This window comes from Serratia entomophila (genome assembly GCF_021462285.1).
Lineage (GTDB): Bacteria > Pseudomonadota > Gammaproteobacteria > Enterobacterales > Enterobacteriaceae > Serratia > Serratia entomophila.
The window spans coordinates 2,434,409-2,449,443 of sequence record NZ_CP082787.1 but is presented as its reverse complement, the minus strand read 5'-3'; the positions used below and the strand labels follow the sequence as shown (position 1 = coordinate 2,449,443).

Annotated in this window: 16 protein-coding genes; 9 read left to right on the top strand and 7 right to left on the bottom strand. The window is 61.6% G+C overall.

Annotation, left to right across the window (positions count from 1 at the left end):
- Nucleotides 1-230: 230 nt before the first annotated feature.
- Together KHA73_RS12055 and KHA73_RS12050 are read left to right on the top strand one after the other, a co-directional pair.
- Nucleotides 231-848, top strand: coding sequence for a TetR/AcrR family transcriptional regulator (locus KHA73_RS12055; RefSeq protein WP_234591110.1), 618 nt, complete (start codon nt 231-233; stop codon nt 846-848).
- Nucleotides 849-914: 66 nt separating this feature from the next.
- Entirely contained in the window at nt 915-1,322 is a 408-nt protein-coding gene (locus KHA73_RS12050; protein ID WP_234591109.1) for a VOC family protein, read from the top strand.
- On the opposite strand, the gene KHA73_RS12045 is transcribed toward KHA73_RS12050, so the two are convergent.
- From KHA73_RS12045 to KHA73_RS12035, 3 genes are all read right to left on the bottom strand, one after another.
- The gene (locus tag KHA73_RS12045) at nt 1,295-2,710 is read right to left on the bottom strand and encodes an MFS transporter (RefSeq protein WP_234591108.1); all 1,416 of its coding nucleotides are present in this window, start codon (nt 2,708-2,710) and stop codon (nt 1,295-1,297) included. The genes KHA73_RS12050 and KHA73_RS12045 overlap by 28 nt on opposite strands.
- 118 nt (nt 2,711-2,828) lie before the next feature.
- Nucleotides 2,829-3,902 (bottom strand): oxidoreductase, encoded by a 1,074-nt coding sequence (locus tag KHA73_RS12040; RefSeq protein ID WP_234591107.1) that lies wholly within the window; start codon nt 3,900-3,902, stop codon nt 2,829-2,831.
- 12 nt (nt 3,903-3,914) lie between these two features.
- The gene (locus KHA73_RS12035) at nt 3,915-4,664 is read right to left on the bottom strand and encodes a DeoR/GlpR family DNA-binding transcription regulator (protein ID WP_234591106.1); all 750 of its coding nucleotides are present in this window, start codon (nt 4,662-4,664) and stop codon (nt 3,915-3,917) included.
- A gap of 143 nt (nt 4,665-4,807) precedes the next feature.
- Here KHA73_RS12035 and KHA73_RS12030 point away from each other — a divergent pair, with 143 nt between their 5' ends.
- The 6 genes from KHA73_RS12030 (at nt 4,808) to KHA73_RS12005 (ending at nt 11,170) form a co-directional block, all read left to right on the top strand.
- Nucleotides 4,808-5,683 carry an alpha/beta hydrolase gene (locus KHA73_RS12030; protein WP_234591105.1) on the top strand — a complete coding sequence of 292 codons (876 nt, stop codon included), beginning with the start codon at nt 4,808-4,810 and terminating at the stop codon, nt 5,681-5,683.
- Nucleotides 5,684-5,915: 232 nt separating this feature from the next.
- Complete coding sequence (locus tag KHA73_RS12025; protein ID WP_234591104.1) at nt 5,916-7,220, top strand: MmgE/PrpD family protein; 1,305 nt, start codon at nt 5,916-5,918, stop codon at nt 7,218-7,220.
- A 19-nt stretch (nt 7,221-7,239) separates the two neighbouring features.
- On the top strand, nt 7,240-8,577 hold the full coding sequence (locus KHA73_RS12020; protein WP_234591102.1) for an LLM class flavin-dependent oxidoreductase: 1,338 nt from the start codon (nt 7,240-7,242) through the stop codon (nt 8,575-8,577).
- An 18-nt stretch (nt 8,578-8,595) separates the two neighbouring features.
- Complete coding sequence (locus KHA73_RS12015) at nt 8,596-9,510, top strand: ABC transporter substrate-binding protein (RefSeq protein WP_234591256.1); 915 nt, start codon at nt 8,596-8,598, stop codon at nt 9,508-9,510.
- Entirely contained in the window at nt 9,507-10,412 is a 906-nt protein-coding gene (locus KHA73_RS12010) for an amino acid ABC transporter permease (RefSeq protein ID WP_234591100.1), read from the top strand. The genes KHA73_RS12015 and KHA73_RS12010 overlap by 4 nt, the downstream gene beginning before the upstream one ends.
- Nucleotides 10,409-11,170, top strand: coding sequence for an amino acid ABC transporter ATP-binding protein (locus KHA73_RS12005; RefSeq protein WP_234591099.1), 762 nt, complete (start codon nt 10,409-10,411; stop codon nt 11,168-11,170). The genes KHA73_RS12010 and KHA73_RS12005 overlap by 4 nt, the downstream gene beginning before the upstream one ends.
- A gap of 39 nt (nt 11,171-11,209) precedes the next feature.
- Here the strand turns inward: KHA73_RS12005 and KHA73_RS12000 are convergent, their stop codons facing one another.
- The 3 genes from KHA73_RS12000 to KHA73_RS11990 all read right to left on the bottom strand — a co-directional run bounded on the left by KHA73_RS12000 (nt 11,210) and on the right by KHA73_RS11990 (nt 12,516).
- The gene (locus KHA73_RS12000; RefSeq protein ID WP_234591097.1) at nt 11,210-11,347 is read right to left on the bottom strand and encodes an AcrZ family multidrug efflux pump-associated protein; all 138 of its coding nucleotides are present in this window, start codon (nt 11,345-11,347) and stop codon (nt 11,210-11,212) included.
- Nucleotides 11,348-11,532: 185 nt separating this feature from the next.
- Nucleotides 11,533-12,003 (bottom strand): Rrf2 family transcriptional regulator, encoded by a 471-nt coding sequence (locus KHA73_RS11995; protein ID WP_234591095.1) that lies wholly within the window; start codon nt 12,001-12,003, stop codon nt 11,533-11,535.
- Nucleotides 12,004-12,120: 117 nt separating this feature from the next.
- Nucleotides 12,121-12,516: a DUF427 domain-containing protein gene (locus KHA73_RS11990; protein ID WP_234591093.1), complete on the bottom strand. Its 396-nt coding sequence runs from the start codon at nt 12,514-12,516 to the stop codon at nt 12,121-12,123.
- A gap of 336 nt (nt 12,517-12,852) precedes the next feature.
- Between KHA73_RS11990 and osmB the strand changes: the two genes are divergently transcribed.
- The gene (gene osmB / locus KHA73_RS11985; protein ID WP_234591091.1) at nt 12,853-13,065 is read left to right on the top strand and encodes an osmotically-inducible lipoprotein OsmB; all 213 of its coding nucleotides are present in this window, start codon (nt 12,853-12,855) and stop codon (nt 13,063-13,065) included.
- A 246-nt stretch (nt 13,066-13,311) separates the two neighbouring features.
- Here osmB and KHA73_RS11980 read toward each other — a convergent pair whose 3' ends face one another.
- Nucleotides 13,312-15,030 carry a penicillin-binding transpeptidase domain-containing protein gene (locus KHA73_RS11980; protein ID WP_234591090.1) on the bottom strand — a complete coding sequence of 573 codons (1,719 nt, stop codon included), beginning with the start codon at nt 15,028-15,030 and terminating at the stop codon, nt 13,312-13,314.
- Nucleotides 15,031-15,035 lie beyond the last annotated feature (5 nt).

The window sequence follows — 15,035 nt, the reverse complement described above, 5'->3', positions numbered from 1 at the left end:
GCGGCGATAACTCGCTGCGACAAGGGGGAGATTGACTCACGGTGCCTCTTTATATACCAATCGGTATAAATATGGGTAAATTTAAGCCGCGTCGGATAAACCCTTCACCCTGACGCGGCCTTTACGGGCCAATTGATTTATATATCGATTGGTATAATAATGCTAAGCAGCTGGCATCAAGCTGTCAATCACATTTATAGCGATCGGTATAAATATCAGGAGGCCGCTATATGGCACAAATGGGACGCCCGCGTCGTTTTGACCGTGACGAAGCGGTACAACAGGCGCTGCATCTGTTCTGGCAGCATGGCTACGAGTCCACCTCGCTGGCTCAGCTTAAAGCGCATATCGGCGGCGGCATCACCGCGCCCAGTTTCTACGCGGCCTTTGGCTCCAAAGAAGCGCTGTTCCGCGAGGCGGTGGCCTGTTATCTCAACAGCCACGGCCGGGTAAACGACGCGCTGTGGGATGAATCGCTGCCGCCGCGCCAGGCGATTGAAATCTCGCTGCGGCGCTCGGTCAAAATGCAGTGCGAAGCGGATCATCCGAAGGGCTGCATGGTGGCGCTGGGCGTGATGACCGGCGGCGCAGAGCACGATGCCGCGGTGCTGCAACCGCTGGCGGACTCGCGCCAGCGCACGCTGAATGGATTTATATTTTGCGTTGAGCGCGGCATTGCCACCGGCGAACTGGCGGCTAGCGTTCAGCCCGCCGCGCTGGCGACCGTTTTCGACAGTTTCCTGCTCGGCGTTTCCACCCTGGCCCGCGACGGCGTCAGCCACCAGGTGTTGGACGATGCGGTAACCCGCCTGCTGTCGATATGGGATACCCATCGCCCGAACGGCTAGCCGGTGGCGGCACATCAGGAATGCTGCTAATGTCGTCACCACTCCACGATTGAAAGAGGGATCGCTATGTTCAGTCACATTACCGTCGGCGTCAGCGATTTGGACGCCGCAGCCGCATTCTACGACGCCATCTTGCTGCCGCTGGGGCTACGGCAGCGCGAAGTGACGCCGGATAACGGCCCCGCCGCCCGCTGCTGGATTATTCCCGGCCAGAACTTGCCCCGCTTCTATGCCTATCAGCCGTTTGACCGCCGGCCGGCCAGCGCGGGCAACGGCAGCATGGTGGCTTTTCTCGCGGCCGACGAGCAGCAGGTGCGGCAAGCCTATGCCGCCGGCATGCAGGCGGGCGGCCGCAGCGAAGGCGAGCCCGGTGAACGCGCGCACTACGGCAAAGGCTATTTTGGCGCCTATCTGCGCGATCCCGACGGCAATAAGGTTCACCTGGTTTATCGCGGTGACTTAGCCGCCGAATAACGCGCCATCAGCGCCCGGCCGCCGAGCGCGATGCCCAGCGCGGCCAGCGCCAGCAGCGCCGCAGTTGCGTAGGTGACGCGCATGCCGGCGGACACAGCGGCGGTATCGGCGGCGGCGAGATCGCCGTTCCCGCACGCCAGCGCAAACAGCGCGCCCATCGCCGAAGCGCCGGTAATGCCGCCCAGATTGCGCGCCAGGTTGAGCATGCCGGCGATCGCCCCGCGCTGCTGCGGAAACAGATCTTTCATCAGCGCGGTATTGTTGGCCACCTGAAACAGCGCGTAGCCGGTGGTGAGCAGACACAGCGGCGCGATGTAGCCCCACATCCCCTGCCTGGCCAGGGTCATCGACAGCATGCCGATACCGCAGGTGAGCGCCGTCAGACCGAGAGCCGTGATGCGCGGCGCCCCCCAGCGATCCACCAGATAGCCGGCGGGCACGCCGGTCAGGATAGCCACCGCCGGGCCAGACGCCATCACCAGCCCAACCTGCACCGCGCTCAACCCCAGGCCGCGTGACAGGTAAAAAGGACCGACAACCAGCGTGGTGGTCATCACCGTCATCACCAGGGCGCTGGACGCCAGCCCGGCCGCCAGCGCCGGGTGGCGTAACATCGCCGGGCGGATCAGCGGATAAGGCGCACGCCGCTCCACGCCGAAGAACAGCGCGCCCGCCAGAGCGGCGGCCAACAGCAGCGCCAGATTCAGCGCGCTGAAATGGCCGCGCCCCAGCGTCATCGCCAGTGCATAGCACAGCAAGCAGAAGCCCAGCAGCAAGGTGCCTGCGCGATCGAAGCTGCCCGCCACGGCCTCCCGCCGTTGATCCGGCAAAAAGCGCCAGGCCAGCAGCAATGCCGTCACCCCCAACGGCAGGTTGATCAGGAACATCGCCCGCCACCCGGCGGCGAATATCAGCGCCCCGCCGAGGGACGGCCCCAGCGCGGTGCCCACCGCCGACATGGTGCCGAGCAGCCCCATCGCCCGGCCGATTTTTCCGGCGCCCAGCGTTTCGCCCGCCAACGCCATGGTGATGGACATCATCACCGCCGCGCCCATCCCCTGCATCACCCGCGCCGCCAGCAGCAGCCAAAGCGCCGGCGCCACGGCGCACAGCAGCGAGGCGAAGGTGAATAAAGCGATGCCGCCCAGCAACAGCCGCCGACGGTTTATCCTGTCACCCAGGTAGCCGGCGCCGATCACCGCGGTAGTGACGGCCAACAGGTAGCTGAGGATCACCCACTGCACCGCCTGAAAGGAGGCGTTGAACGCCTGCGCCAGCGCGGGTAACCCGACGTTGGCGATGCTGATGCCGAGCGATGACAGCAGCATGCTCAGGGAAAGGCTGGCCAGAATGCCGCGGATCGCCCGCGGAGAAGAATTTAACGACATGATGATGCCTCCTGAAATACGCTGTCTGCAGCCTATGTCAGGAGGAGGTATGGCGGAAGACGCACGGGATGCAGTTAATCAATGCATCCAACGCCTTGTCAGAACCGAAGCAGCGAACTTACCAGGCGGCGATTTCCTCTGCGGTCAGCGGCAGCGGCTGAGTCGCGCCGGTTTTCGCCGCCGTCTCGGCCGCTTCCAACACCGCCATGACCGCCAGCGCCTGCAAAGCGGTGACCGGGTTCGCCCCATCGCCACGCAGCGCGTCGCGCACCTGAATATAATACTGGCGTTGATCGCCGTTCGGCGTCGGCAGCGCGCGCACCGGTTCGGTGCCGACAAACAGGCTCAGCGCGTCATCGTCTTTGCCCCAGGTGGCCGAACCCGGGATCACGCCGGCCAACAGCTGGCTTTCCTGGCCGTCGGCCTTCGCTTTGACCACGCTGCCCTTATCGCCATGCACCGTAAAGCGCGACACGCCGCCGGCGACCAGCATGCTGCCGTGCAGGATCACCTTATGCGACGGGTAGTTCAGGATCACGTGCGCCCAGTCGTTGACTTCGGCGTTGGCGCGCAGCGTCGCGATATTGGCCTGAACGCTGAGCGGCAGCCCAAACAGCTGCAGCGCCTGGTCGACCATGTGCGGCCCCAGATCGAACCACAGCCCGCTGCCCGGCAGATTCTGCTCGCGCCAGCGCACCCGCACTTCCGGGCGGTAGCGGTCGATATGGGATTCAAAGTGCGACACCTTGCCAATCAACCCCCGATCGATGACCTGCTTAACGCCGAGATAGTCGCTGTCCCAGCGGCGGTTCTGGAACACCGACAGCAGCCGGCCGTGTTTTTCCGCCAGCAGGATAAGCTCGCGCGCCTCGGCCAGATCCAGGGTAAACGGCTTATCCACCACCACGTGCTTGCCGGCTTCCAGCGCCGCCCTGGCCAGCGGCGCGTGGGTGGCGTTCGGCGAAGCGATAACCACCAGATCCACCTGCGGATGGCGGATCGCCTCCAACGGATCGGCGACCACCTGCACCTGCACCTGCGGCAGGTCGGCGTGCACCTTGCCGGCGTCGCGTGACGACACCAGGCTCAGCTCCAGCCCCGGCACCGAGTTGATCAGCGGCGCATGGAAAGCCTTGCCGACAAAACCGTAGCCAATCAGCGCCACCTTCAGCGGCGTAGCGTTATCACTCATCATCTTTCTCCTTCAGCGGTCGTCGGCGACGACACAAAGTTCAATGGTGGATGCGTCATCCAGGCTATCCCAGGGACGATCGGTAAAGATGCGCTGGATCTGCGCCAACTCCGCCACCCGGTGCGGTTCGCAGCGATCCAGTTTCATATGGTCGGTCACCAGCCAGTGCTCGCCGCTGGCGGCCAGCATGGCGCGCTTAACCGCCGCGTCGGCCTCTTCGCTGGCGCTAAGCCCCAGCTGCGCATGCACCGCACAGACCCCCAGCAAGGCAATATCCGCACGGTAGCGTTCCAGCAGCGCCAGCGTAGCGCTGCCGGCAAACAGCCGCTGCCGTGCATCCCACTGCCCGCCGAGCAGGATCAGCTGAATATCCGGCCTGTCGCTCAGGCATTGGGCGATATCCAGCGAGGCGGTGATCACCGTCGCCGGGCCGCGCAGCTCACGAGCCACCGCCAGCAACGTGCTGCCGGCGTCCAGCATCAGCGTGCTGCCGGGCGGGATCTGCGCCGCTACCGCGCGGCCAAGGCGCTGCTTGGTGTGCGGCAGCAGCGCGCCGCGCGCCTGGCGATTCATCTCCGGCGGATCCAGCGCTATCGCCCCGCCGTGATTCTTTTGCGCCAGCCCCTGGCGCTGCAAATCAGCCAGATCGCGGCGCACGGTATCGACGGAAACCCCAATCGTGCTGGCCAGATCGGCCACCGCCGCCTGCCCGCGTTCACTGAGCAGATCCAATAAATAACGCTGTCGAGCCGCTTTGTGCATGCTTTCAATCCGCAGTAAGACGCTAAAAAATGCAATATACAGCAAAAAACAGCAAAAAAGAACGCACCGACGCATCGCATTTAACATCAAGTAGAGAATTCACCCCGGGAAGATAATGCCTTCGACACCAACAAGGAGATGTTATGAAAATCGATCTGATGTTCGATAACGCAGCCACCAGAGCTGTGCAGTACAACGCCCGCGCCTCGGTGGAAGACTTTGACGCCTGCATGACGGAATACGCAACGCTGGCACAACAGGCCAAGGAGCAAACGCCGGGGATTTACGATCTGCATTACGGCATGGGGGCCGCCGAGCGCCTCGATCTGTTCCCGGCCATCGGCCAACCGGCGCCGCTGCTGGTGTTTATCCACGGCGGATACTGGCACTCACAGCGCAAGGAGGAAGCCTGCTCGATGGCCGCCGCCTTCGCCCGCCGCGGCGTCGCGGTCGCCACCCTGGAATACACCCTGGCGCCAGAGGCCACGCTGGCAGAGATCGTGCGAGAGGTGCGCAGCGCCATCGCCTGGCTGTATCACCACGGCGCTCAGTATGGCATCGACCCTGAACGCATTTACGTCAGCGGCAGTTCGGCCGGCGGCCACCTGAGCGGCATGCTGATCGCCGACGACTGGCAGCAGCGTTACCAGCTGCCGGCCAACGTGATTAAAGGCGCGCTGGCGCTCAGCGGCCTGTATGACCTGCGCCCGCTGTGCGATACCTATATCAACGGCTGGCTGCACCTGACGCCCGAACAGGCGCAGAGCCTCAGCCCGCTGTTTATGCTGCCGCAAAAGCGACATGCGCCGCAGATCCTGCTCGACGTCGGCGCGAAAGAGACCCAGGGCTTCAAAAATCAAACCCAGGCCTATTACGCCGCCTGCGTCGAACGGGGCTTGAACGTGCAGCTGTTGAACGACAGCCACAGCAACCATTTCACCCTGGTGAATGAGCTGGCCAATCCCGACAGCGCGATGTTCAAACAGGTTATGGCGATGATCGATTCAACCAGGAAATAACAGCGAAGCGATAACCTTGCCATAGAGCAATTTCAGCTTTGCTTTGCGCAAAATCAGCTAAAGCGCAGGCCGCAGCGCCTGCGCTTCACATTCATCCAGGGGTTCATGCCCCTATATTCCATTAAGTAATATCAAAGTCCCGTTCGTTCTTTCGGGGCAAAGAAAATCGCCACACAATGCCTTTCTACCCGCACCCCGTGCATAACCTCATATAAATTCAGGTTTTAACCCCTTGTCATTGTCGATAACCGCCCAATTCGCTCATCAGATATTGAACAGCCGGCCGGATGAAACCGCCCTGTCAGCCGCCCGGCGCGGCGTGAAAGACTACTTCGCCTGCGCACTGCCGATTGCCCGCGGGGCATTGAGCGATGCCGGCCTGGCGGCGATCGGCAAGGTGTTTCCGCCAAACGGCAGCGAGAACCGCGCACTGCGCTATGGCTATGTCAGCCACTCGTTGGACTTCGATGATTATCATCCCGCGCTGCGCGGCCATCCGAGCACCGTGGTGCTCTCCGCGCTGTTGGCGCTGTACGGTGATGGTGACAATGTCACTGAGCTGTTGGCCGCCTATGTCATCGGCGTAGAGGCCGTGGGCCGTCTGGGATTAGCCGCCGGCACGCAGCATTACGCGCTGGGTTTTCACAGCACCGCCACCCTGGGCGCGGTCGCCGCCTGCGCCGCCGTGGCGCGTTATCTGCAGCTTGGCCAGCGGCAAACGCAGATTGCGTTGGGCCTGGCCGCCACCCAGGCGGCGGGCCTGCGCAGCCAGTTCGGTTCGGCGGCCAAACCGCTGCACGCCGGGCTGGCGGCACGCAGCGCGGTCAACGCCGCCCTGCTGGCTCAGGCCGGTTTCATCGGCCAGCCGGAGGGCGTGCTGGACAACCTGCTGAGTTCCCACGGCGACGGCCTGCAACAACCGCAACGCCTGACCGCCGGCTGGGGCGCGCCCTGGCGCATCCTGCAGCCGGGGCTGGAGTTCAAGCGCTACCCGACCTGCGGCGGCACCCACAGCGCGGCCGAGGCGGCGTTCGCCCTGCGCGCGCGGCTGCTGGAGCAAGGAGACGCCCTGGAGGAGATCGCACGGGTTGAGGTCGGTTTCCCGCCCGGCGCCGATACCGCACCCTACATTCGCCGGCCGACCACCGGCGTGGAAGCGCGCTTTAGCCTCGAATACGTCATCGCCGACGCGCTGTACAACGGTGAGGTCCCTCTGACGCACTACGGCGAACAGCCGGTTGATGCGGCTATCGCCGCCCTGGCGGCGAAAGTTGAGCGCCATGCCGATCCCACCGCTCCGCCGGACGCGCTCGATCCGGAGTTGCGCTTTCACCGCCTGACCCTGACGCTGCAGGATGGGCGGCAACTAAGTGACATGGTCACAAGAAAGCAAACCGCCGCCCGGCCGACCGACCTCGACGCCAAGCTGCGCGCCATTCTGCAGCTGCTGCCGGGCCTCGACGGCGAAAGCGTTATCCGCGACTGCGCCCTGAGGTCCCCTGGCGCGCTGCCGCGACTGATTGCATTGTTAAATTAATAATAAAATAGGAATAATTATGAGTACTTCACCTTCAACACCATCGCGCCAACTTCGTCTCGGCCTGTTCGTTCAGGCGCTGGGGCACCACGTCGGGGGGTGGCGCGCAGAGGGCGCCAGCGGTTCACCGACCGATATCGACTGGTTCACCTGGATAGCAAAAAAAGCCGAAGAAGGCACCTTCGATATGTTCTTCGTCGGCGACGCGCTGGCGACCAGCGTGCACCGCCTGCCCTCGACGATGTCACGCCTGGAGCCGCTGACGCTGCTGGCAGCGCTGGCGGTCAACACCCGCCATATCGGGCTGGCGGCGACCGCCTCCACCACTTTCGATCAACCCTTCCACCTGGCGCGCGCCATGGCCTCCATCGACCATATCAGCCACGGCCGTGCCGCCTGGAACGTGGTGACCTCTTTCTCCAGCGATGCGGCGCGCAACTTCAGCCGTGACGATCTGCCTTCGCACGCCGAACGCTATGAAGTGGCGCGGGAATTCCTCGAGGCCAGCTACAAACTGTGGGACGGCTGGGAAAAAGACGCCATCGTGCGCGACAAGCAAAACGGCGTATACGCCATCGACGAGAAAATCCACGCCGCCAACCATAAGGGCAAGCATTTCTCGGTGCAGGGCCCGCTGAACATTTCCCGCTCGCCGCAGGGGCGGCCGGTGATCATTGAGGCCGGCTCTTCCCCTGCCGGCCAACAGCTGGCGGCGGAAACCGCCGAAGTGGTGTTCACCGCCGCCGCCAGCCTGGAAGAAGGCCAGGCCTTCTACCGCAGCCAGAAAAAATACGTGGCCGACGCCGGCCGCAACCCGGACCACCTGCTGATCCTGCCGGGCGTGATGCCGATTGTCGGCCGTACCAAAGAAGAAGCGCAGGAAACCTGGTATCAGCTGAATCAGCTGGTGGATATCGATAACGGCATCGAGCAGCTGTCGGCGCGCTTTGGCTTCGATTTGAGCGATTACCCGCTGGACGGCCCGGTACCGGACGTGGGCGCCACTGAAGGCGGCCAAAGCCGCGTGAAGCTGCTGACCGATCTGGCGGCGCGGGAAAACCTGACGCTGCGCGAACTGGCGGCCGTCGCGGCGGGTTCGCGCGGCCACCGCGTGGTGGTGGGCACCGCCGAAGAGATCGCCGACGACTTCCAGCTGTGGCTGGAACAGCGAGGCGCAGACGGCTTCAACATCATGCCGGCGGTGTTGCCTAACCAGCTGGCGCTGTTCGTCGAGCTGGTGATCCCGGAGCTGCGCCGCCGTGGCCTGTTCCGTGAGGAGTATCAGCATTCAACCCTGCGTGAAAACCTGGGCCTGCCGGAACCGGCAATCAACTTCGCTAACGTACAATCGGCTTAATCCGCAGGGGAGATCATGATGAAAAGCACATTCAAACGCACCGTATTGTCCCTGCTGTTGGCTTCGTCCACTCTGGCGCCGTTGGCCGCCGGCCATGCCGCTGAAGGCGATGTCCCCTTCAAGGCGGCGGTGAAAGCCAGCGCCGATCCGGCGTTGCACGACAGCCTGCCTGAAGCGATCAAAAAGGCCGGCTACATCGTCGCCGGCACCAACCCGAACACCCCGCCGACCACCTTTTACCAGGCGGACAACAAAACGCTCGCCGGGCGTGAAATCGACGTGATGAGCGCGATCGCCGATCGCCTGGGCGTGGCTATCCACTGGAAGGACACCGGCGGTTTCGACAACATCATCCCCGGCCTGAAGTCCGGCCGTTACGACGTCGCGTTGGCCAACATTGACGCCAACAAAAAACGCTTCCAGCAGGTGGACTTCGTCGGCTATTACAACGCCTCCAAGCTGGCGCTGATCGCCCGCAAAGACGCGGCGCTGGGCCCTTACACCGAACTGGCCCAGCTGTGCGGCCAGACCGTCGGCGCCGGCGCAGGCACCTCGCAGATCACCCGTCTGCAGCAGGCCAGCGATCAATGCGTCGCCGCCGGCAAGCCGGCCATCACCATACCGATCTTCCCGGATCGCCCGGCCGGGGTGCAGGCGGTGATCAGCGGCCGCGTGCCGATGTTCTTCGGCCCCTATGAAGGGCTGCGTTATCAGGCCACCCACGTCAAGCCGCTGGCGCTGGCCGGTGATATCAACATCGACGGCACCACGGTGGCCATCGCCCTGCCGAAAGGCTCCGAACTGGTGAAACCGGTGCAGGCGGCGCTGAACTCGCTGATCGCCGACGGCAGCTACCAGAAAATCCTCGACGGCTGGGATATCGGTTTTGGTGCGGTGAAAACCGCCGGCGTCAATGAAGAGATCGCAAAATGAGTGGGCAACACCCCGTCGACGACGCGGACCTGAGCATCGTCGGCCACCGGCACTACGGGCGCTGGTTCAGCGCCCTGGTTGTGCTGCTGATCGTCGGCGTTATCGTCAATTCCATGCTGCACAACCCGCGCTTTGAATGGTCGGTAGTGGCGGAAAACCTCACCGAGGCCTCCATCCTCAGCGGCGTGCTCATGACGCTGAAGCTGACGGCGATCTCGGTGGTGTTCGGCTTCGCCGGCGGCGTGCTGCTGGCGCTGATGCGCCTGTCGGCCAATCCGGTATTGGTGGCGGTAAGCTGGTTCTACACCTGGTTCTTCCGCGCGGTGCCGATGCTGGTGCAGCTGTTCCTGTGGTACAACATCGCCGCGCTTTATCCGCGCATCAGCCTGTGGCTCCCGTTTCTGGGCGAGGTCGCCAGCGCGCCGACCAATACCATTATCAGCACCTTCAGCGCGGCGGTGATCGCCCTGGTGATGCATCAGTCGGCCTATGCGGCGGAGATCGTGCGCGCCGGCATCCAAAGCGTCGGCAGCGGCCAGCTGGAGGCCGCCAAAGCGCTGGGCTATCGCCGCGGGCAAATTCTGTGGCGCGTGGTATTGCCGCAGGCGATGCGCACCATTCTGCCGCCGGCGGGCAATGAGGTGATCGGGCAGCTGAAAACCACCGCGGTGGTGTCGGTGATCGCCCTGCAGGACGTGCTGTATTCGGCGCAGATCATTTACCAACGCACCTACGAGGTCATCCCGCTGCTGCTGGTCGCCACCCTGTGGTATCTGGCCATGACCTCGATTCTGTCGATTGGCCAATACTACGTGGAGCGCTATTTTGGCCGCGGCACGCAGGCAACGCGCAGCAGCGGGTTCTTCCGCAGCCGCAAAGCGCCCCAGGGAGGTGAACAATGAGCGCATCGATCCACATCCATCGGGTGCGGAAATCCTTTTCCGGCACCGAAGTGTTGAAAAACATCAGCCTGACCATTCCGGCCGGATCGGTGACGGTGATCCTCGGCCCTTCCGGCTCCGGCAAATCCACCCTGCTGCGCTGCATCAACCACCTGGAAAAGCTGGACGGCGGCACCATCCGCGTTGGCGAGCAGCTGATCGGCTATCGCCAAAAAGGCCGGCATTTGTACGAGCTGAAAGAAGCCGAGGTGGCCGAGCAGCGTAAAAGCATCGGCATGGTGTTTCAGCAGTTCAACCTGTTTCCGCACCGCACCGTGCTGCAAAACGTCAGCGATGCGCCACAGCGAGTGAAAAAGGAAAAAAAAGCCGAGGTGCAGGAACGGGCGAAGCAGCTGCTGGCCCGCGTCGGGTTGGAGCATCGCATCAACGCCTGGCCGCGTGAACTGTCCGGCGGCCAGCAGCAACGCGTCGCCATCGCCCGCGCGCTGGCGATGAATCCGCAGGTGTTGCTGTTTGATGAGCCGACCTCCGCCCTGGATCCTGAACTGGTTGGCGAAGTGCTGCAGGTGATGAAAGACCTGGCGCATTCGGGCATTACCATGGTGGTGGTCACGCACGAAATCGGCTTCGCCCGTGAAGTGGCCGACCAGATTATCTTTATGGATCAGGGAAAGGTGGTTGAAATGGGAAGCGTACAGCAGGTGCTGGATGCGCCGGGGCATGAGAGGACGCGCAACTTCTTGGCGACGGTATTGTAAACAGGCGTCAGGGGGCATTGCGCCCCCTGGCGTTCAAATTCAGCCGTTATTTTTTCTGCCGATGGCGGAAAACAGGTTAAACACTTCACCCAGACCGTAAATGGTGCCGAGCAAAACGGCCACCATCACCGGCACCAGGATCACCACGGTCGCCAAACTCTCAATCATCTCTAACATCTTGTCTCCTGGTTTTTAGGCACAGTAATCCGTTGCCGAAAAAGCGCCGGCAAACACATCAATGGTTGTGGGGGATCACTGCGAAACGTGAGCTACATCACACTTGATGGGCTAATGTAACTTACACAATTACATTAAAGCAATGCAAAAAATGCTCTGGTCAACGGGATGATTTGAGCGTGAATTCAGTGCGTATCCGGTTGATATTCCGGCGTACAGGGGGTGAAAGGATAGCCGGCGCACAGCTCGACCCTGGCCGCCATATCGGCGATGCTGGTCAGCGCCAGGCTATTTTCCAGCGCCCGGCCAACCCGGGCAAACTCCTCTTCCAGCACCGGGGTGATGGCGTGGCCGATGTAGCAGGCGTCGTTGGGCCTGGCGCGATGCAGCATAAAGTAAGGCTGTTCCTCTACCGCATGGTACACATCCAGCAGCGTGATATCGCTGGCCGGCCTGGCCAACAGCGCCCCGCCCCCTTGCCCCATCTGTGAATAGGTCAACCCCGCATCGGCCAGCACCCCGAGGATCCGCCGCACCACCGTCGGGTTGGTATTCACGCTGCGCGCGATATCTTCAGAACGCACCGTCTGGCCACGGAACAGCGTGATATTGGTCAGAATATGAATGGCAACGGCAAACCGGGTAGAAGAAGACACTTTGGCACCTGCTCAGAGTCCGGCTTATGTGGGAAACATAAGCAAAACACATCAATGACGAATAATACCCATAATGAGTAGGGATAACGAAATTGTCAACCTGGCGCCTGCCTGGGGCTAAGTTTCACTGCGGATCTCGTCCACCCGATCCGGGTAAAACGCCAGATGGTCTTTGATTGCCACCACCGCGTTATAAGGTATTTCATAGCTCCAGACGGCATTCACCGCGCGCTGCCCGCCCAGCGGGATGGAAAAGTAGCAGCATTCGCCCTTGTAAGGACAATAGGTGGCGTAATCGGTTTTCTGTAACAACGCCATGTTCACGTCGCTGCGCGGAATATACAGTACCGCCGGGTAGCTGGCCTCTTGCAGCGCCAGCGCATTGCGGCTATCGGCAATAGTCTGTCCGGCCACGCGAACGACGACGCGTGCGGCATGAGGGGCAATAGTAATGGGATGATCCGGGCCGGGGATTTTCACCGGTTTGCCGGACGCCGAAATGAGTTCTGACATCGTCGCCTCCATAAATGGCGCCCCGCGCTTGCGGGGCATCTCATCAGTATAGCCAGAGGGCCGAACGATAACGGGAATGGCGAGAGATTAACCATCAAAATCACTGCCAACAATCTATCAACTAGCCTTATGAATTTACCGCTACGGCAATAGCGGCGGCGTCACGGACCTCTCTTTGCCCACCGCCGGAAAACAATAAGAATTTTACTGAAGAAAATTAAGAATTTTTACCTGTTTTACCGCCTGCCGGAGGAATACATTCATCGCAACTTCTACCGACCTATTAATTGGGCCAACTTTTAAACAATTAACCGGTCAATTTATCAGGGAAACACTATGAACCTTAAACGTGCCGCTGGCGTGTTGGTTGTCGTAATGGCGACGCTGTCTGTAACCGCATGCGGAAACATGTCTCACCGCGATCGCAATACCGCTATCGGCGCCGGCGTAGGCGCACTGGGCGGCGCCGTGCTGACCGACGGCAGCACTCTGGGTACCCTGGGCGGCGCAGCCTTGGGCGGCATTATCGGCCATCAAACCGGCCGCTGATAATTTAAGCTTAATAAAAATCTCAGGCGGGTTTTCCTATAAAGAAAACCCGCCTGTCAGTTGAATACGCCCCGCCATCATTTATTTATTTTACCGGTTTAACATTCCTTGACGCTTATTTTTCACTCTGTTTAATCGCGCTTTAAAAACGACGCTTTTCCCCTTTGGTCAGCCCACAGCCAACCAACCGGAGCGCCGTCGGCAGGTTTTTGCATCCGTTTTTCAATAAATAACCAGAACAACATCTTACCCTTTGACCTGCGACACCACGTTCAACGGTTGGGCATCCGGCAGGATGTTCATGTGCTCCAACACCTGCGCCATGATCTTGCCGAACACCGGACCGGCTACCGAACCACCGAAGTGCTTGCCCGCTTTCGGGTTGTTGACCATCACCACCAGCGCCACCTGCGGATCGCTGGCCGGCGCCACGCCGGCGGTGTAGTTGATGTAACCGCCGTCATATTTGCCGTTGGCGCCCATTTTTTCAGCGGTGCCGGTTTTAATCGCCAGGCGGTAACCCGGCACCGCAGCGCTCACCCCACTGCCGCCCGGCAAGGCGTCGCTTTCCATCATGTGCACCACGGTTTTCACCGTGTCTTCCGGCAGGATCCGTTGCCCCATCACCGGCGGCGTCACTTTGGTGATCGACAGCGGGCGATAAACGCCGTACGAACCGATAGCGGCGTATTCACGCGCCATCTGCAGCGGCGTCACGCGCAGCCCGTAGCCGAAGGAGAAAGTGGCCCGCTCGATGTCGGCCCAGCGTTCACGGTGCTGCGGCAAATAGCCGCTGCTCTCGTTGCCGATCCCCAGATCGGTCGGCCGCCCCAGCCCAAAGCTTTTATACACCGTCGGCAGCACCGTCGCCGGCAGCGCCAGCGCGATATGCGATACCGCAATGTCGCTGGATTTTTGCAGCACGCCGGTAATGGTCAGCTTGGACCAGTGGCCAACGTCCTTGATGAGGTGGCCGTTCACTCGGTAAGGCGTGGTGTCCAGCACGGTATCCGGTTTGATCAGTTTGTGTTCCAGCCCCACCATCACCACCACCGGCTTCACCGTCGAACCCGGTTCGAAGCTGTCGCTGCTGCACACGTTGCGGATGTCCTTCGCCGGCGTGCCGGCATAATTGTTCGGGTTGAACGTGGGGTAGCTGGCCATGCCAAGAATTTCGCCGGTGTTGACCTTCACCAGCACCGCGCAGCCGGAGTCCGCCTGGTTGGCGATAACGCCATCGCGGATCTGGGCAAACAACACGTACTGAATAAACTTGTCGATGCTCAACGTCACGTTTGGCGGCGGCACCGGATCCACGGTTTTCAGCACCCCGATCACCGCACCACTGCCGTCTTTCTGGTAGACCCTCAGGCCGTTTTTCCCCTGCAGCAAATGGTTGAAGCCCAGCTCGATGCCTTCCAGCCCCTGGTTATCCTGCCCGACGATGCCAATCAGCCCGGCGGCGTCCTGGCCCATCGGGTAAAAACGGCTGAAATCCTGCTCGCTGCTGACGCCGGTCAAATGCAGCTTGCTGATGTAAGCAGCGTTGTCATCCTCCACCTTGCGCGCCAGATAGACAAAGCGCTTGTGGGCATTGCTCTGAATAACCTTCTGCACCTCCGCCAGCGGCATCTTCAGCACGTTAGCCATGCTTTGCCAGCGTTCGTTGCCGGTATCGGTGTTGGTGTCGATAATATGTTTCGGATCCAGCACGATATCCCGCGACGAGACGCTAACCGCCAGCGCTTCGTCGTTGCGATCGGTGATCATGCCGCGGTTGGTCGGCACCACCTGGGTGCGGATCGACCGCTGGTCCGCCTGGTTCGCCAACTGCTGATGCTCCATCAACTGCAGATAGCCCACCCTGAACGCCAGCAGAAAAAAGCACACCAGCATACCGGCGCAGATCCAGCCGAAACGTAAGAGAGAATAGTTTTTACCGCTTTTCTTTGTCGATGGCGCCACTGTTG

Coding starts and splice junctions, on each gene's coding strand:
- KHA73_RS12035 (WP_234591106.1), bottom strand. CDS start 4,664: ATGCACAAAGCGGCTCGACAGCGTTATTTATTGGATCTGCTCAGTGAA.
- KHA73_RS12010 (WP_234591100.1), top strand. CDS start 9,507: ATGAGTGGGCAACACCCCGTCGACGACGCGGACCTGAGCATCGTCGGC.
- osmB (WP_234591091.1), top strand. CDS start 12,853: ATGAACCTTAAACGTGCCGCTGGCGTGTTGGTTGTCGTAATGGCGACG.
- KHA73_RS12055 (WP_234591110.1), top strand. CDS start 231: ATGGCACAAATGGGACGCCCGCGTCGTTTTGACCGTGACGAAGCGGTA.
- KHA73_RS12015 (WP_234591256.1), top strand. CDS start 8,596: ATGAAAAGCACATTCAAACGCACCGTATTGTCCCTGCTGTTGGCTTCG.
- KHA73_RS12000 (WP_234591097.1), bottom strand. CDS start 11,347: ATGTTAGAGATGATTGAGAGTTTGGCGACCGTGGTGATCCTGGTGCCG.
- KHA73_RS12005 (WP_234591099.1), top strand. CDS start 10,409: ATGAGCGCATCGATCCACATCCATCGGGTGCGGAAATCCTTTTCCGGC.
- KHA73_RS12030 (WP_234591105.1), top strand. CDS start 4,808: ATGAAAATCGATCTGATGTTCGATAACGCAGCCACCAGAGCTGTGCAG.
- KHA73_RS11990 (WP_234591093.1), bottom strand. CDS start 12,516: ATGTCAGAACTCATTTCGGCGTCCGGCAAACCGGTGAAAATCCCCGGC.
- KHA73_RS12040 (WP_234591107.1), bottom strand. CDS start 3,902: ATGAGTGATAACGCTACGCCGCTGAAGGTGGCGCTGATTGGCTACGGT.
- KHA73_RS12020 (WP_234591102.1), top strand. CDS start 7,240: ATGAGTACTTCACCTTCAACACCATCGCGCCAACTTCGTCTCGGCCTG.
- KHA73_RS12050 (WP_234591109.1), top strand. CDS start 915: ATGTTCAGTCACATTACCGTCGGCGTCAGCGATTTGGACGCCGCAGCC.
- KHA73_RS12045 (WP_234591108.1), bottom strand. CDS start 2,710: ATGTCGTTAAATTCTTCTCCGCGGGCGATCCGCGGCATTCTGGCCAGC.